Genomic DNA, 14,455 nt, shown 5'->3' with positions numbered 1-14,455 from the left:
CGTCCCCTAACGCGTCCGCCTAACGTGTCGGATTCATGCGGAAGTACGCATCGAGCAGCGAGGTTTTATAGACCACGCCGGCCAGCGTGGGATGCGCGACGCTTTCGATCACCGGCAGTCGCTCGCCCTGAAACGCGAGGAAGTGCTGCAACGCGACGCCGAGCGGCATATCGGGCGTGAGCACGTCGAAATGCGGCTGCAGATAATCCGCCGCGGTCTTCGCGGTGGTGTCGCGCCCGTCGAGCAGGTCGGAGGTGATGTCCTTGAGCGCGACCACGCCGAGAAACGCGCCCGACTCGTTGGCCACGTAAAGATATTTCACCGGATATTCGAGAAACACGCGCGTCATGTCCTGCACGGTCGCGTTGGGCGGCACGACGGTTTCGGCTGGGCGGATCAGCTCGCGCATTTGCGTGGCGCGCAGGCGCGAGCGCTCCTGTTCCTCGTTGTGGCGCCGCAAGGTGATTTCGTACATGGATGTCTTGCCGATCGCGCGCGACACGAAATAGGCGACCACGCACGAGAGCATGAGCGGCAGCACCACCTGGTAGCTGAGCGTCATCTCGAAGATCATCAGGATCGCCATCAGCGGCGCCTGGGTTGCGCCCGCCAGAAACGCGCCCATGCCGACCATCGCATACGCGAACGGGGCCGACGTGCCGTGCGGCCACAGCGCATGCATGCCCTGGCCGAACAGCGAGCCGACCACCGCGCCGACGAACAGCGTCGGCGTGAACACCCCGCCGATCGCGCCGGAGCCCGCCGTGGCCGCAGTGGCGACGAGCTTGAACACCAGCACGAGAACGAGCGCGGTCCATGTCCACGGCGAATGCAGGATCGAGTTGACGACGCTGTAGCCGTTGCCCCACACCTCGGGCGTCCACACCGACAGAATGCCGACCACGAGGCCGCCGAGCGCGAGTCTCACGGGCAGCGGCACCGGCAGCTTGCGAAAGCTTTTCTTCGACACGTCGAGCAGGCGCAGAAACTGTGGAGCCGCCGCGCCGCACAACAAGCCGAGCGCGACGAACAACAGCACTTCGAGACCGGCTACCGGCGGAAACACCGGCATTTCGTACGGCGGCTTGTAGCCGGCGAATTCACGCATCGTGATGTTGGCCACCACGGCCGAGACCACCACGGGCCCAAAGCTTTCCATCGCAATCGAGCCGAGCACGATTTCGGTGACGAAAAACGCGCCCGCAATCGGCGCGCTATATGCGGAGGTGATCCCGGCGGCCGCGCCGCATGCCACCAGCAGACGCAGCCGCGACGGATCGAAATGCACCCAGCGTCCGATCAGCGAAGCGGCCAGCGCCGCCAGTTGCACCATCGGACCTTCGCGGCCGATCGACCCGCCGCTCGATATCGTGAACAGCGACGACACGCTGCGCCACAAGCTCAGCTTCACCGGCACCACGCCGTCGCCGATCGCGACCGCTTCCATGTAATCGATGTGGTTGCATTTGTCCGCATGCCGCTGCGCGATCAGCAGAAAGAAGCCGGCGATCAGGCCGCCGGCGGCGGGCATCCATATCCGCACGGTCCACGGCAGGCTGCGCGCCATTTCGACGAAACTGCCGGCCTTGCCGACCACTGCGAATTGCAGCAGCGCGATGGCCTCGCGAAAGGCGATCGTGGCGAAGGCGCCCGCGACGCCGACCACCACCGACCAGACCAGCATCGTGTGGGCGTCGGAGAGGCGGAACAGATCTTGTGCGCGGGTGCGCAGCTTCAGCAGGAATGAAAGCACGTCGACGGTACGGGGCGTGAGAGTGGGTTGAAAAGCGCGCACGGCAACGACAGCGCGCCCGCTTCGGATGGCGGGCGCGCTACAGTCAGTGAGCGAAGAAAATTGGCGCGGCTCAAGCGGCCGCCTGGTCGAGTTCCGGATAGTGCCGGAAGATGCAGGCCTCGTTGTGTTCGATACGCCGCTCGGACTGCAGGTATGCGGCGATGTTCGGCCGCTCGATCACCGCGTCGTGCAACGCGGCGAGCCGCGGATAGTGTTCGCCGAAGCGTTTGAGCGCGCGCGGAAACGCGTACAGCAGGCCGTCGATCAACTGGAACATGGACAGGTCGACGTAAGTGAGCGCGTCGCCCACCATGAAGCGGTCGCCGGCCGGATTCTGTTTCAGCACGCGCTCGAAGTACGACATGAACTTCGGAATGCGGTTGTCGATGAAGTCGTGCGCGCGCACTTTGGCGGCGTCTTTCTGGTCTTCGTAGTAAAGCGAACTGGCGAGCGGGTGGTGCGTGTCGTGCGCTTCGGTGACCATGTCGGCGATCGTCAGTTGCAGGCCGTTGGCCACGTAACGCAGGCTTTCCACCGTGGGCGCGAGATTCAGCCGCGGGCCGAGATAGAACAGGATGTTGGCGGTCTGCGCGATCACCAGTTCGCCGTCTTTCAGGAACGGCGGCGCGAACGGCGGATACGGCTCGTCCTTGCTCCTCATCACCGACATCATCGCCTTCGTGCCCAAGCCTTCCGACGGTTCGCCGCGCGCCACTTCCACGTAGTCGGCGCCGGCTTCTTCCAGCGCGAGCCGCACGAATTCGCCGCGGCCCTGCAGGCCGTCCCAATAGTAGAGTTCAAGGCTCATCGATCGATCCTCATTCCGGTTGCATTGACAGCGCGCATAAGCGGACTGCATGAGCGGACGACGCCAGCAACCAGTATGCCGCGCGAGCGCGCCGCATGGGTCTCCAGAATGCGCAAAACCCCGCACGCGGCGGGGTGAGTGTGAAGGCGAGGGCGGCTTAGCCGAACAGGTGCTGGACAGTCCATGTGATACCCAGTCCGCCGGCAATCAGCCACACATACAGAATGAAGCCGGTGGTCAGTGCGCGGGGGCCGGCCTGCCGGATCTGCGAGATGCGTGTTTCGATGCCGAGCGCGGTCATGGCCATGGTCAGCGCGAAGGTGTCCAGCGTGTTGAGCGTGCTGGTCGCGGCTTCGGGCAGCACGTGCAGCGAGTTGATCACGACGAAGGCGAGAAAGCCGAGCGCGAACCACGGAATCGCCAGCTTGCGGGGTGCGTGGGCACCGTCTGCCGCGCCGGCCGAAGCGGCGTTACGGCGCGCGGAACGGTTCACCCACAGGCCGACCACCAGCAGCACCGGCACCAGCAACATCACGCGGGTCATCTTGACGATGGTGGCAATGTGCGTTGCTTCCGGGCTCACATTGCTGGCCGCGCCGACCACCTGCGCCACTTCATGGATCGTGCCGCCGAAAAAGAGACCCGCGCCAACCGTATCCAGATGCAGCCAGCCTGCGTTGAACAGCACCGGGTACATGAACATCGAGAGCGTGCCGAACAACACTACGCTGCCTACGGCCATGGCGCTCTTGTGCGGCTTCGATTGCAGAGTCGATTCGAAGGCGAGCACGGCAGCCGCGCCGCAGATCGCGCTGCCCGCCGCGGTCAGCAAGGCGGTGTCGCGGTCGAGTTTCATGATTTTCATGCCGGCCCACGTGCCGATCACGAGCGTGCTGACCACGATCAGGACGGATTCCGCGAGGCCGGGCACGCCGACCTGAGCGATTTCCTGCAGGCTCACGCGCAGCCCGAAGAACGCCACGGCAATGCGCAACAGCTTGCGCGCAGAAAAGTTGACGCCGGCCGCCCAGCTGGCGGGCATGCCGTCGCGCAGCGCATTGCCGTAAATGGCGCCGGCCACGATGCCGACGATCAGCGGGCTCAGGCCCAGTCCGGCGACGGCCGGAATCGCGGCGATCCGCGTCACGGCGGCGGCGAACAGCGCGACGAAGAGAATGCCGTTGAGCTGGCCGCGGGTGGACAACCCGGCGGGCGACGTACTGGCGGCGGTGAGTCGAGCGGTGGACATGGTGCAGCCCTTTTCTGTGACTGACTAAGATTCGATGGGGCTAATCCTAAAGTAGATATATCGATATGAAAAATCATGATTTAGAATGTAAAGTATCGCTTGAGCCGATACTTGGACCATCATGACCCCGGACCAACTTATAACGTTTGCAGCCGTCGCAGAGCATCGCAACATCAGCCGGGCGTCGGTGGCGTTGCATCTGTCACAACCGGCCGTGTCGGGCCAACTGCGGCACTTGCAGGACGAGTTCGGCGAGCCGCTGTATCAGCGCGACGGCCGCGGCGTGCGCCTCACGCCCGCGGGCGAGCAGCTCGCCAGCTACGCCACCCGGCTGCGCGACACCTGGCGGCAAGCCCATGCGTACCGCGACGCTTTACGCGGTCTCGAGCAGGGCTCCTTGCGGATCGGCGCGAGCACCACGCCGGCGAGTTATCTGCTGCCGTATCTGATCGCCGATTTCCATCGCCGTTATCCGGACGTGACGCTGCATACCGCCGACGGCAACACCACCGAAATCGTCGCCGCGCTCGGTTCGGTGGACATTGCAATGATCGAGGGACCGGTCGGCGAGGACCTGCCGCCGGACACCGCCGTGCATGCATGGCGCGAGGACGAAATCGTCGCGATCATGCCGCGCTCGCATCCGTTGGCACAGTTGGGCGACGGCGGCCCGGCCGACCTGGCGGCCTTCGGCGAGCATCCGCTGGTGCTGCGCGAGGCAGGTTCGGGCGTGCGGCAAATCGTCGAGCGGGCCTTCGCGCGGGCCGGCGTGCCGATGCGTGTGGCGCTCGAGATTGCCGGTGTGGAAGGCGTGAAGGAGGCGGTGCGCGCGGGCATGGGCATCGGCTTCGTCTCGGCGATGTCGATGCGGCACGAGGACCGCGCGCTCTGCCTGCTTTCGCTCAGCCCGGAGCCGCTCACGCGGCGGCTGTCGATTCTGGTACCCCATGCGAGCGCGCCATCGCGGGTGGTGGAGCGATTTCTCGCGCTGTGTCTGGACAACGGCCCTTGAAGCGAGACCGCCGTTGCCCATGCCCGGCACGCCTAGGGATTTCCACTATGGTGCATGACGCCGACCTCGGCGCACTATTCGGGCATCGCAAGCGCCTCGGCGCTTTTTTTCGAAGTGCATTTGGAACCGGTTCCAAATGCTGATGACAGCAACAGATTGAGTAAATTCGACATGGTTGATGCACCGGACGTGGTGATCGTCGCAAGCGCATTCGGAATGGATGCGGTCCGCACGGACGGCCATCTGAAGTGGGCGCGCGTGAGCAGGCAGGTGGGCGCGGCGGGTTTCGAAGTGCGCCGCGAACTGTTCGCCGACCAAGCCGACGCCACGCCGCACAACCTGCGCGTGCTGGGCAGGCAGATTGCGGAACTCGGTTTGTGGTCCGTGTACTCCACGCCGGCTTCGCTGTACACGGCGCACGGCAAGCTCGACGCCGACGCGTTGCGCCTCTCGGTCGAAGAAGCGATCGCGCTCGGCGCGCGTTTCGTCAAGTTGCAGCTGGGCGGTTTCGCCACCGACGCCAATGCCGCCGTGATCGCCGATCACATGCGCTGTGCGGAGCTGCGGCTCGTCGTCGAAAACGGGCAATTGGCGCAGGGCGGCTCGCTCGCGCAATTCACCGGTCTGTTCGACGCGCTGACGCGCGAAGGTCACGCCGATGTGCTCGGCATGACCTTCGACATGGGTAACTGGGCATGGTGCGATGTCGCGCCGCTCGACGCCGCGTTGCCGTTGGCCGCGCATGTGGAATACATCCACTGCAAGACGGCGGTGGGCGAAGGGGCGAGGCGTTTTCCGGCGGCTCCGGCTGCCCACGACGCCCAATTCGCCGCGGTGCTCGACCATCTGCCGCGCCATGTGCCGCGCGGCATCGAGTTTCCGTTCGATGCGAGCCGTGTCGAAACGGACGCGGCGCATTACGTCGCGTGGCTGGCCGCCGCGTGAGCGGCAGGTAGGACCTGAGAGAGCGGCGGAGCCGAAAACAGCACGCTGGAAGAGCACGCGGCGAACGGCACGCACGCAGCGAATGGTGCGCGGCAAGCAAGAAGCTGGCACGACGTAGAACATGCAGCGAAACATGCAGTAAACGGCGCAGCAAATGCCGCAGCAAAACACGCAGCAACGCGGAACAAGCAGGAGCAAAGCATGAGCAACACCAGCACACCACTCGATGTCATCACCTACGGCGAAGCGATGGCCATGTTCGTGGCCGCCGAAACCGGCCCGCTCGCGGGCGTCGGCCAGTTCACGAAGCGCATCGCCGGCGCCGACCTGAACGTGGCGATCGGTCTGTCGCGCCTGGGCTTCAAGGTGGGCTGGATGAGCCGCGTCGGCAACGATTCGTTCGGCCAGTACGTGCGCGACACGTTGTCGAAGGAAGGCATCGACCAGCGCTGCGTGAGCACCGACGAGCGCTATCCGACCGGCTTCCAGCTGAAGTCGAAAAACGACGACGGCAGCGACCCGGCGGTCGAGTATTTCCGCAAGGGTTCGGCGGCGAGCCATCTGTCGCTGGAAGACTACTCGGCGGACTACGTATTGCCCGCGCGTCATCTGCATCTGACCGGCGTGGCGCCCGCGATTTCGGCGAGCTCGCGCGAACTCGCGTTCCATCTGGCGCGTGAAATGCGTGCCGCCGGCAGGACGGTGTCCTTCGACCCGAATCTGCGCCCGACACTGTGGCCGTCGCGCGCCGCGATGGTCGAAGGGCTGAACGCGCTCGCCGCGCTGGCCGACTGGGTGCTGCCCGGCATCGGCGAGGGCGAGATTCTGACCGGCTATACGCAACCCGACGATATCGCGAAGTTCTATCTGGACCACGGCGCGCGCGGCGTGATCATCAAGCTCGGCGCGCAGGGCGCGTATTTCCGCACCGCCGACGATGCCGCCGTGATCGCCGGCCAGCCGGTCGCGAAAGTGGTCGACACGGTCGGCGCGGGCGATGGTTTTGCCGTCGGCGTGGTCAGCGCGTTGCTCGAAGGCAAGTCGCTGCCGCATGCCGTGGCGCGCGGCAACCGCATCGGCGCGCTGGCGATTCAGGTGATCGGCGATTCGGAAGGGCTGCCGAGCCGCGCCGAACTCGACGCGCTGGAATCGGCCGACGCGCCGTCCATCGCCGCCGCAGCCTGAAGAGGCGCAAGTTTCGCAATCCGGCGCGCCGCGCCGGGCTGCTTCGATAACAGCAAGAGCGCTCGAACAGAGCGCCCCACGACCGTCCATCATTGTTTCGGGAAGCCGTCCAAGGAGACACCCCATGACCTCATCGCTTGCGATTCGCCGTTGGTGGACGATCATGCCGATCGTATTCATCACCTACAGCCTCGCTTATCTGGATCGCGCGAACTACGGTTTCGCGTCGGCCGCCGGCATCAACCAGGATCTCGGCATCAGCAAAGGACTGTCGTCGCTGATCGGCGCGCTGTTCTTCCTCGGTTATTTCTTCTTCCAGATTCCCGGCGCGATCTACGCGGAACGCCGCAGCGTCAAGAAGCTCGTGTTCTGGAGCCTGGTGCTGTGGGGCGGCTGCGCGGCGCTCACCGGCATGGTCAGCAATATTCCGTCGTTGATGGTGATCCGCTTCGTGCTCGGCGTGGTCGAAGCCGCCGTGATGCCGGCCATGCTGATTTTCATCAGCAACTGGTTCACCAAAAGCGAGCGTTCGCGTGCCAACACCTTCCTGATTCTCGGCAATCCGGTGACGGTGCTGTGGATGTCGGTCGTGTCGGGCTATCTGGTGCATTCGTTCGGCTGGCGCCACATGTTCATCGCCGAAGGCGCGCCCGCGATCCTGTGGGCGGTGATCTGGTGGTTCATCGTGCAGGACAAGCCGCAGCAGGTGTCGTGGCTCACGCAGCAGCAAAAGGACGACCTCGCCGAAACGCTGCGCGCGGAACAGGCCGCGATCAAGCCGGTGCGCAACTACAGCGACGCGTTCAAGACGCCCGCGGTGATCAAGCTGTGCGCGCAATATTTCTGCTGGAGCATCGGCGTGTACGGTTTCGTGCTGTGGCTGCCGTCGATCCTGAAGAACAGTTCGACGCTCGGTATGGTCGAAACCGGCTGGCTTTCGGCGCTGCCGTACCTCGCCGCGACCATCGCGATGCTTGCAGCTTCGTGGGCTTCGGATAAACTCAACCGCCGCAAGGTATTCGTGTGGCCGTTTCTGCTGGTCGGCGCGGTGGCGTTCGCGGCTTCTTACGCGCTCGGCTCCACGCATTTCTGGCTCTCGTATGCGCTGCTGGTGGTCGCCGGCGCCGCGATGTACGCGCCCTATGGCCCGTTCTTCGCGATCGTGCCGGAACTGCTGCCGAAGAACGTCGCGGGCGGCGCGATGGCGCTGATCAACAGCATGGGCGCGCTCGGTTCGTTCGTCGGCTCGTATGTGGTCGGCTATCTGAATGGCGCGACCGGGTCGCCCGCCGCGTCGTATGCATTCATGAGCGTGGCGCTCGTCGCCGCCGTGATTCTGACGCTGATCGTCAAACCGCAGGCGCAGGAACAGAACAACATGTCCGCGGCTCGCCACCCTGTTGCAAGGAAAATAAGCTGATGAAGAAGATCGTCGCCTGGAAGTCGTTGCCCGAAGATGTGCTCGCGTATCTGCAACAGCATGCGCAAGTGGTGCAGGTCGATGCCGCGCAGCACGACACGTTCGTGGCCGCGCTGAAAGACGCGGACGGCGGCATCGGTTCGAGCGTGAAGATCACGCCGGCCATGCTCGAAGGCGCGACGCGGCTCAAGGCGCTGTCGACCATCTCGGTGGGCTTCGATCAGTTCGACGTGGCCGATCTCACGCGCCGCGGCATCGTGCTCGCGCACACGCCGGACGTGTTGACCGAATCCACCGCGGACACGGTGTTCTCGCTGATTCTCGCGTCGGCGCGGCGGGTGGTCGAACTCGCCGAGTGGGTGAAGGCCGGGCACTGGCAGCACAGCATCGGAGCGGCGCAGTTCGGCGTGGACGTGCAGGGCAAGACGCTCGGCATCGTCGGGCTCGGGCGGATCGGCGGCGCGGTGGCGCGGCGCGCGGCGCTCGGCTTCAACATGAAGGTGCTGTACACCAACCGCTCGCCGAACCCGCAAGCTGAAGCGGCTTACGGCGCGCGCCGCGTCGAGTTGGCCGAACTGCTCGCCACTTCTGATTTTGTCTGCCTGCAAGTGCCTTTGACGCCGGAGACGAAGCATCTGATCGGCGCGGCTGAATTGAAATCGATGAAGAAGAGCGCAATTCTGATCAACGCCTCGCGCGGCGCGACCGTCGACGAAACGGCGCTGATCGAGGCGCTGCAAAACGGCACGATCCACGGCGCCGGTCTCGACGTGTTCGACACCGAACCGCTGCCGGCCGACTCGCCGCTCCTGAAGCTCGCGAACGTGGTCGCGCTGCCGCATATCGGTTCGGCGACGCACGAAACCCGTCACGCGATGGCGTTGAACGCGGCGGAAAACCTCGTCGCCGCGCTCGACGGCACACTGACCAGCAACATCGTCAATCGCGAAGTGCTTTCTCAATGAGCCGAACCACGCGCCAAGCCACGAGACACCGATGAGCACGACCCCGCAGGCCGCGCCGCGCCGCGCGACGATCACCGACGTCGCACGCGAAGCCGGCACCGGCAAGACCAGCATTTCGCGCTATCTGAACGGCGAGATGAGCGTGCTGTCGCCTGAACTGCGCGCGCGCATCGAAGCCGCGATCGCGCGCCTGAACTATCAGCCGAACCAGATGGCGCGCGGCCTCAAGCGTGGCCGCAACCGTCTGATCGGCATGCTGGTGGCCGACCTGACGAATCCCTACACGGTCGAAGTGCTGCAAGGCGTGGAAGCGGCGTGCCACGCGCTCGGCCTGATGCCGCTGATTTGCCATGCGGCGAACGAAGTCGAGATGGAGCGGCGCTATCTGCAACTGCTCACCACGTACCGGGTGGAAGGCGTGATCGTCAACGCAATCGGCGTGCGTGAGGAAACCCTGCGGCCCGTGGGCGGCGGCGGGATTCCGGTGGTGCTGGTCGACCGTCTGGTGGACGGGCTCGTCGCGGATATGGTCGGTCTCGACAACCAGGCGGCGGCCGAACTCGGCACGCGGCATCTGCTGGACAATGGCTTCGACGATATCTGGTTCGTCGTCCAGCCTTTCGAGCAGGTCAGCTCCCGGCAACTGCGCGAAGCGGCGTTTCGCGAGGCGATGAGCGCGCAGAGCGGGCAACCTGGCCACGGCGAAGGGAAGGGCGCCGCGCGCGGTCACACGCTCGTGCTGAATCTCGCGGACGCAACCGAAGTCGAGCGCAGCCTCGCCGAACTGGACCGTGCGATCGATGCGGCCGCCCGCGCGCGCGAGGCTGCCGGCGGCACGGGCAAGTCCGCGCGCGTCGCGCTGTTCGCGGCCAATGCGCCCGTCGCGTTGCGTCTCGCCTTGCATCTGAAAGCGCGCTACGGCGCCGACTGGCAGGCCCGCGCCGCGCTGCTTTCCATCGACGACCCCGACTGGGCGGAATTGACCGGCGTCACGACGATCCGCCAGCCGACCTACGAGATCGGCTACCGCGCGGTCGAGTTCCTGCATGAGCGAATCGAAGGCGTTCAGACGACCGCGCGCGACTGCCTGCTGCCGGGCGAACTGATCGTCCGCGCCTCCACTTTGCGCTGAATTCCCGCCGATCTGCGATCATTCGGGCTGCGGCGCGCAGTGGGTGCGCGCCGGTCATCGCAAGGAAACTCATGGTTGTTGCACCGCTTACCCTCTCGAGTCTCGCCCTCGCGACGCTGCTCGTCGCCGCTTTACCTTTCCTGATCTACCGCCGTCTGCGCCGGCCGCTCGCGCTCAAGCCGCGTGACGCCATCACCGGCGTGGCCGTGTTTGCGCTCTTCGCCATGGTGATCGAGCGCGCGTTGAACGACTTCGTGCTGCATCGGAACGAAGCGACCGCGACCTTTCTGTCGAATCCGGTCGCCTTCGTCGTATACGGCGCGCTTGCCGCGGGTATCTGCGAGGAAGTGGGGCGGTTCATCGGCATGCGGCTGCTGCTCAAACGCGCGGCGGCGAAGTCCGGCTCCACGGCGTTCACGGCGGGCAAGGGCGATAGCGGCGCGGATGGCACCGCGCTGACCTACGGCCTGGGCCACGGCGGCGCCGAAGCCTGGCTCGTCGGCGTGCTGGTGCAGATTCAATGGATTCTGTTCGCGATCTTCGAAAACCGCGGTGAACTGGACGGCTATCTGAGCAATCTGCCGACCGACTCGGTGATGCGCATCCATCTGATTCTCGCCAGCCTGACGCCGCAGACCGCCGGCATTTTCGCGCTCGAACGCATTGCCGCGCTGGTGTTCCAGATCGGCTTGTCGGTGTTGATGTGGCGCGGCTTGCGGGCCGGCTGGCGCGGCATCCTGCCGCTCGCGATTGCATTGCATGCGCTGGTGGACGTGCCTGCCGCGATGTTCCAGGCGCAACTCGTGCCGCTCGCGGCAGTGGACGCCGTGTATGCGGTCGGCGCGGTGATCGTCGCCGGGCTGCTGTTGCGGGCGTTCAGGCGTCCGGCGGTGGCGGCATGAGGGCTGCGCTCGATGGCCGCGTTTGATGGCCGCACGCCGGCCGCTTGATCGTTGCTTAATGGCCGTCTGATGACCGCTTGATGGCGCGCTCGGTGCGCGCGCCATGTTGAACCATTGGCCGTTCTCTACAATCGGCCTCCTTTCACGCCTATCCTTTTGGCACTCCCCATGGAAGCTTACCAATACGACTGCGCCAATCCCGAGTTCGAGGAACTGGCGCGCGTCATCAGCGATCTGTTTCCCGAGCAGACGCAGTTCATCCAGCGTGCCGCGGAAGACGGCACGCCGACGCTGGCGGTTCACTGGGTGGCGATGCGGTTCGGCGCAACGGCGCGCCGTATCGTGATGACCGTGGTGATTGCGCCGGCGGCGCTGGCGCGTTATCGCGCCTCGCCGGCGCGGCTGCGTGGCCGCGGTTTCGCGGTGCTGCGGGCGTATGTCGAGGCCTCGCTGGGTTCGCTGGAGGAACAGTATGCGAACGGCGAGGCGGTGCCGCGCGAAGTCACGATCGAACTCGGCGACGAGTTTGCGTGACGTCGGCGTCACGCAAACCGGCGCGGCTCAATCTCCGTCGTAGGGCTCGGCGATCTGATTGCCGGGGTGCTTCGCGTTGAATTCCTCGCGTATCTTTTCCTTGAGGTTGTACGTGTCGGTTTCGCGCATGCGGGCGTCGTACTGATCCGAGATTCCGCCGAGGATGAGCCCGGTGGTCGCAAGCGCGAAAGACAGGGCCGGCCCGACTACCGGCACGAATCCAATCATGCCGCTCGTCAGATTGATCACGGAGGCGCCGAAGTCCATCCGGTCCTGTGGCGTCAGCTTGCCTGCCTTCTGCTTTTGCAGATACGTGTCCAGCGCGACGCCAAACGATGCGCCGCCAAGAGCGGCATTGATCGCCGCCGGCACCATCTGCATGCGCAGCGGCTTGGATATCTTCATCCAGTCGGGCCAGCTGTCGGTTTTCGAGAGTATGTTGGCCTGGCGCTTCGCAAAGAAATCCGTGTATTTGTCGGACCACTCCTTCAGCTTCGATGGACGCTCGCTTGCGGGCGTATCCCTCAGCAGTTTGCCGAGGTCGCCGAAAGCCGTCCTCGAATCGGTCAGCGCGTTTTCCCGCTCCTGCATGGCGCTGTTGAACTGGTCGTAGGCCGCGTGCTTCAGGCCCGCCAGCTGATCGAGCTGCTTGCCGAGTTCGAGCGCCTGCGGCTTGCCCGACTGGCGTGCGGCGTCTGCCGTATCGAAGCCCTGGCTCTTGAGTTGGGCGATGACGTCCCGTGCCTTGGCGTCGATGGTCTTGATATTCTCGTGGGCGTCGCTGGCCGCGTCGGCGGTCGAGCTTTTCAGTTTTGTCGCGAGGTTCTGCATTTCGAAATACTGGGGGGCGAGATCGTTCGTCGCGTCCTGTAATTCGAGTTGCTGCACGTCGGGATTCGTCTTCGCGAGCTTTTCGATAACGTCGTCGCGCAAGCTTTGTTGTTGCTGCACGAGCTGGTCGTCGATGTGTCCAGTGGTTTGCTTGTCGAGCGCGTCGATTTCGTCATCGAGCTTGCCGTGCGGATCGAAGTCGGCAAAGTTCGCGGAGCCGCTCGGTCCGGCGACCGGTTGCGGAGCGCCTTGCGTCGAGCCAGTGGGTCCAGTGACCGGTTGCGGAGCGCCTTGCGTCGCGCCACTGGGTCCGGCGACCGGTTCCGGCGCACCTTGCGTCGCGCCGCCCGGGCCTCGCCCTGCCTCGCCCGTGGATCCGCCAGTCACGGTGCCTGGTTGCCTAGCTGTTTGCAGCGTTCGTTTCGCCTGTTGCAGCTTGACCAGGTGATTGCCCAGATCGGTGCCGACGCCGATGGTGAGTTCGTTGATGCCCTGTGCCGTGGTCGCACCCGCCGTGATGAAGTCCTTCGTCGGATCCTGACCTTTATGCAATTTCTCCATGCCGGACAGAAAAGACAGCCCGCCTTTCGTGAAATAACTCGCGGCGGCATTCAGACGAGTACCCGTCAGAATGCCCAGGCGACCATTCGGCCCCAGAGGATCGAGCACGCTCTGGTTCGGCCGCTGCCACGCCGCGAGAGGCGTGTTCTTCAGGAGGGCGGAATTGTTGAAGCGCGCTTCGTCGAAGATGAGCGCGCGTGCATAGGTGCTCGCCGCCTTACCATATTTTCCGTAGGTTGAAGCGGCATCCGCATGATGAGTGAGCGCGGACAGGTCGACGTTGGCCTTCTGTCCGATGGTGTCCAGCGACTCATCGCCTTTGGCGTTCTGCAGGGCAGTTTTGAGCCGGTCGATCTTCGACTGCAGTTCGGGCGTCGGTTTGTCTGATGCGTTCAATTGCCGCACGCGGTTGTAGGTCGACGCGGCCGCGATCAGGTGGTCGGTCGTATCGCGGCCCTGGTCGATATCCTGATCGACCGCGGCGAGCGACGCATTGAACGTCTCCATATCGGCAGCGACCTCGTTGCCGATGACCGCCTGCGTCGCCATGGCGTTAGCCTCGACATCGATCGTGCTGGCGGCTGCCGCCGCGCCGACCTCCCCGGAGGGCAACTGCGGAGCGGCCTTTATCGACGCGTCGGCTTTTGCGATGGGCGTGGATGGTTGAGCCGGGTTCTGCCGGTTGCCGACATGCGCTGGAGCGCCGCGATTCTGCGAGTTGGGTGCGTTGTCCTGAAGATCCGACATACCGTCGGGCCGGAACGGATAAGAGGCTGCATTGACTTTCATTGAAACTCCTGCAGGAAGGCGCCTCGTACAGTCACATCGTCATGCCGCCGGCGCACGTTGAGCGGTGTCCCATGCTCGCGCCGCCTGACCGTCCGGCGGAGGTGAATAAACATTTTTGTGACATATATTTCGTTGGTCCGGGTAAGCAGAAATTAATTAGATATACGGAATCTCGATCCTGGATGCACAACATTCAATTAGAATGCCGAACCAAGAAAATGACGAAGCGTGGCCCAGCCGCGCACTATCAATACAATCACCAGGGGACATGCAGGAGCATAAAGACCGATGACAAATCTCAATATTCCGGCGGCAGTATCCACACAA

General features: G+C 64.6%; 12 protein-coding genes. 8 read left to right on the top strand and 4 right to left on the bottom strand.

Annotated elements, in window-relative coordinates; all coding sequences use genetic code 11:
• Nucleotides 1–19 precede the first annotated feature (19 nt).
• The 3 genes from P0D70_RS31765 to P0D70_RS31755 form a co-directional block, all read right to left on the bottom strand.
• Nucleotides 20–1,753 carry a ClcB-like voltage-gated chloride channel protein gene (locus P0D70_RS31765; protein WP_408187401.1) on the bottom strand — a complete coding sequence of 578 codons (1,734 nt, stop codon included), beginning with the start codon at nucleotides 1,751–1,753 and terminating at the stop codon, nucleotides 20–22.
• 112 nt (nucleotides 1,754–1,865) lie between these two features.
• The gene (locus P0D70_RS31760) at nucleotides 1,866–2,603 is read right to left on the bottom strand and encodes a glutathione S-transferase (protein ID WP_408187393.1); all 738 of its coding nucleotides are present in this window, start codon (nucleotides 2,601–2,603) and stop codon (nucleotides 1,866–1,868) included.
• A gap of 157 nt (nucleotides 2,604–2,760) precedes the next feature.
• A complete protein-coding gene (locus P0D70_RS31755) occupies nucleotides 2,761–3,852 on the bottom strand; it encodes a YeiH family protein (protein WP_408187392.1) in 1,092 nt (363 codons plus the stop codon).
• A 121-nt stretch (nucleotides 3,853–3,973) separates the two neighbouring features.
• On the opposite strand from P0D70_RS31755, the gene P0D70_RS31750 reads away from it, so the two are divergent.
• The 8 genes from P0D70_RS31750 (at nucleotide 3,974) to P0D70_RS31715 (ending at nucleotide 11,947) form a co-directional block, all read left to right on the top strand.
• Nucleotides 3,974–4,864, top strand: coding sequence for a LysR family transcriptional regulator (locus P0D70_RS31750; protein WP_408187391.1), 891 nt, complete (start codon nucleotides 3,974–3,976; stop codon nucleotides 4,862–4,864).
• A gap of 171 nt (nucleotides 4,865–5,035) precedes the next feature.
• Nucleotides 5,036–5,809 (top strand): IolE/MocC family protein, encoded by a 774-nt coding sequence (locus P0D70_RS31745; protein WP_408187390.1) that lies wholly within the window; start codon nucleotides 5,036–5,038, stop codon nucleotides 5,807–5,809.
• A 201-nt stretch (nucleotides 5,810–6,010) separates the two neighbouring features.
• Nucleotides 6,011–6,994, top strand: a complete 984-nt coding sequence (locus P0D70_RS31740; protein WP_408187389.1) for a sugar kinase — start codon at nucleotides 6,011–6,013, stop codon at nucleotides 6,992–6,994.
• Nucleotides 6,995–7,118: 124 nt separating this feature from the next.
• Nucleotides 7,119–8,414: an MFS transporter gene (locus P0D70_RS31735; protein ID WP_408187388.1), complete on the top strand. Its 1,296-nt coding sequence runs from the start codon at nucleotides 7,119–7,121 to the stop codon at nucleotides 8,412–8,414.
• Nucleotides 8,414–9,379 carry a 2-hydroxyacid dehydrogenase gene (locus P0D70_RS31730; RefSeq protein ID WP_408187387.1) on the top strand — a complete coding sequence of 322 codons (966 nt, stop codon included), beginning with the start codon at nucleotides 8,414–8,416 and terminating at the stop codon, nucleotides 9,377–9,379. The genes P0D70_RS31735 and P0D70_RS31730 overlap by 1 nt, the downstream gene beginning before the upstream one ends.
• A gap of 31 nt (nucleotides 9,380–9,410) precedes the next feature.
• The gene (locus P0D70_RS31725) at nucleotides 9,411–10,511 is read left to right on the top strand and encodes a LacI family DNA-binding transcriptional regulator (RefSeq protein ID WP_408187386.1); all 1,101 of its coding nucleotides are present in this window, start codon (nucleotides 9,411–9,413) and stop codon (nucleotides 10,509–10,511) included.
• Between the two features lie 71 nt (nucleotides 10,512–10,582).
• Complete coding sequence (locus P0D70_RS31720) at nucleotides 10,583–11,413, top strand: YhfC family intramembrane metalloprotease (protein ID WP_408187385.1); 831 nt, start codon at nucleotides 10,583–10,585, stop codon at nucleotides 11,411–11,413.
• A gap of 168 nt (nucleotides 11,414–11,581) precedes the next feature.
• Nucleotides 11,582–11,947, top strand: coding sequence for a DUF3022 domain-containing protein (locus P0D70_RS31715; RefSeq protein ID WP_408187384.1), 366 nt, complete (start codon nucleotides 11,582–11,584; stop codon nucleotides 11,945–11,947).
• A gap of 27 nt (nucleotides 11,948–11,974) precedes the next feature.
• Here P0D70_RS31715 and P0D70_RS31710 read toward each other — a convergent pair whose 3' ends face one another.
• Entirely contained in the window at nucleotides 11,975–14,128 is a 2,154-nt protein-coding gene (locus tag P0D70_RS31710) for a hypothetical protein (protein WP_408187383.1), read from the bottom strand.
• Nucleotides 14,129–14,455 lie beyond the last annotated feature (327 nt).

The organism is Paraburkholderia sp. RL17-381-BIF-C, assembly GCF_046026435.1.
Taxonomy (GTDB): domain Bacteria; phylum Pseudomonadota; class Gammaproteobacteria; order Burkholderiales; family Burkholderiaceae; genus Paraburkholderia.
This window is presented reverse-complemented; position numbering and strand designations above follow the sequence as displayed.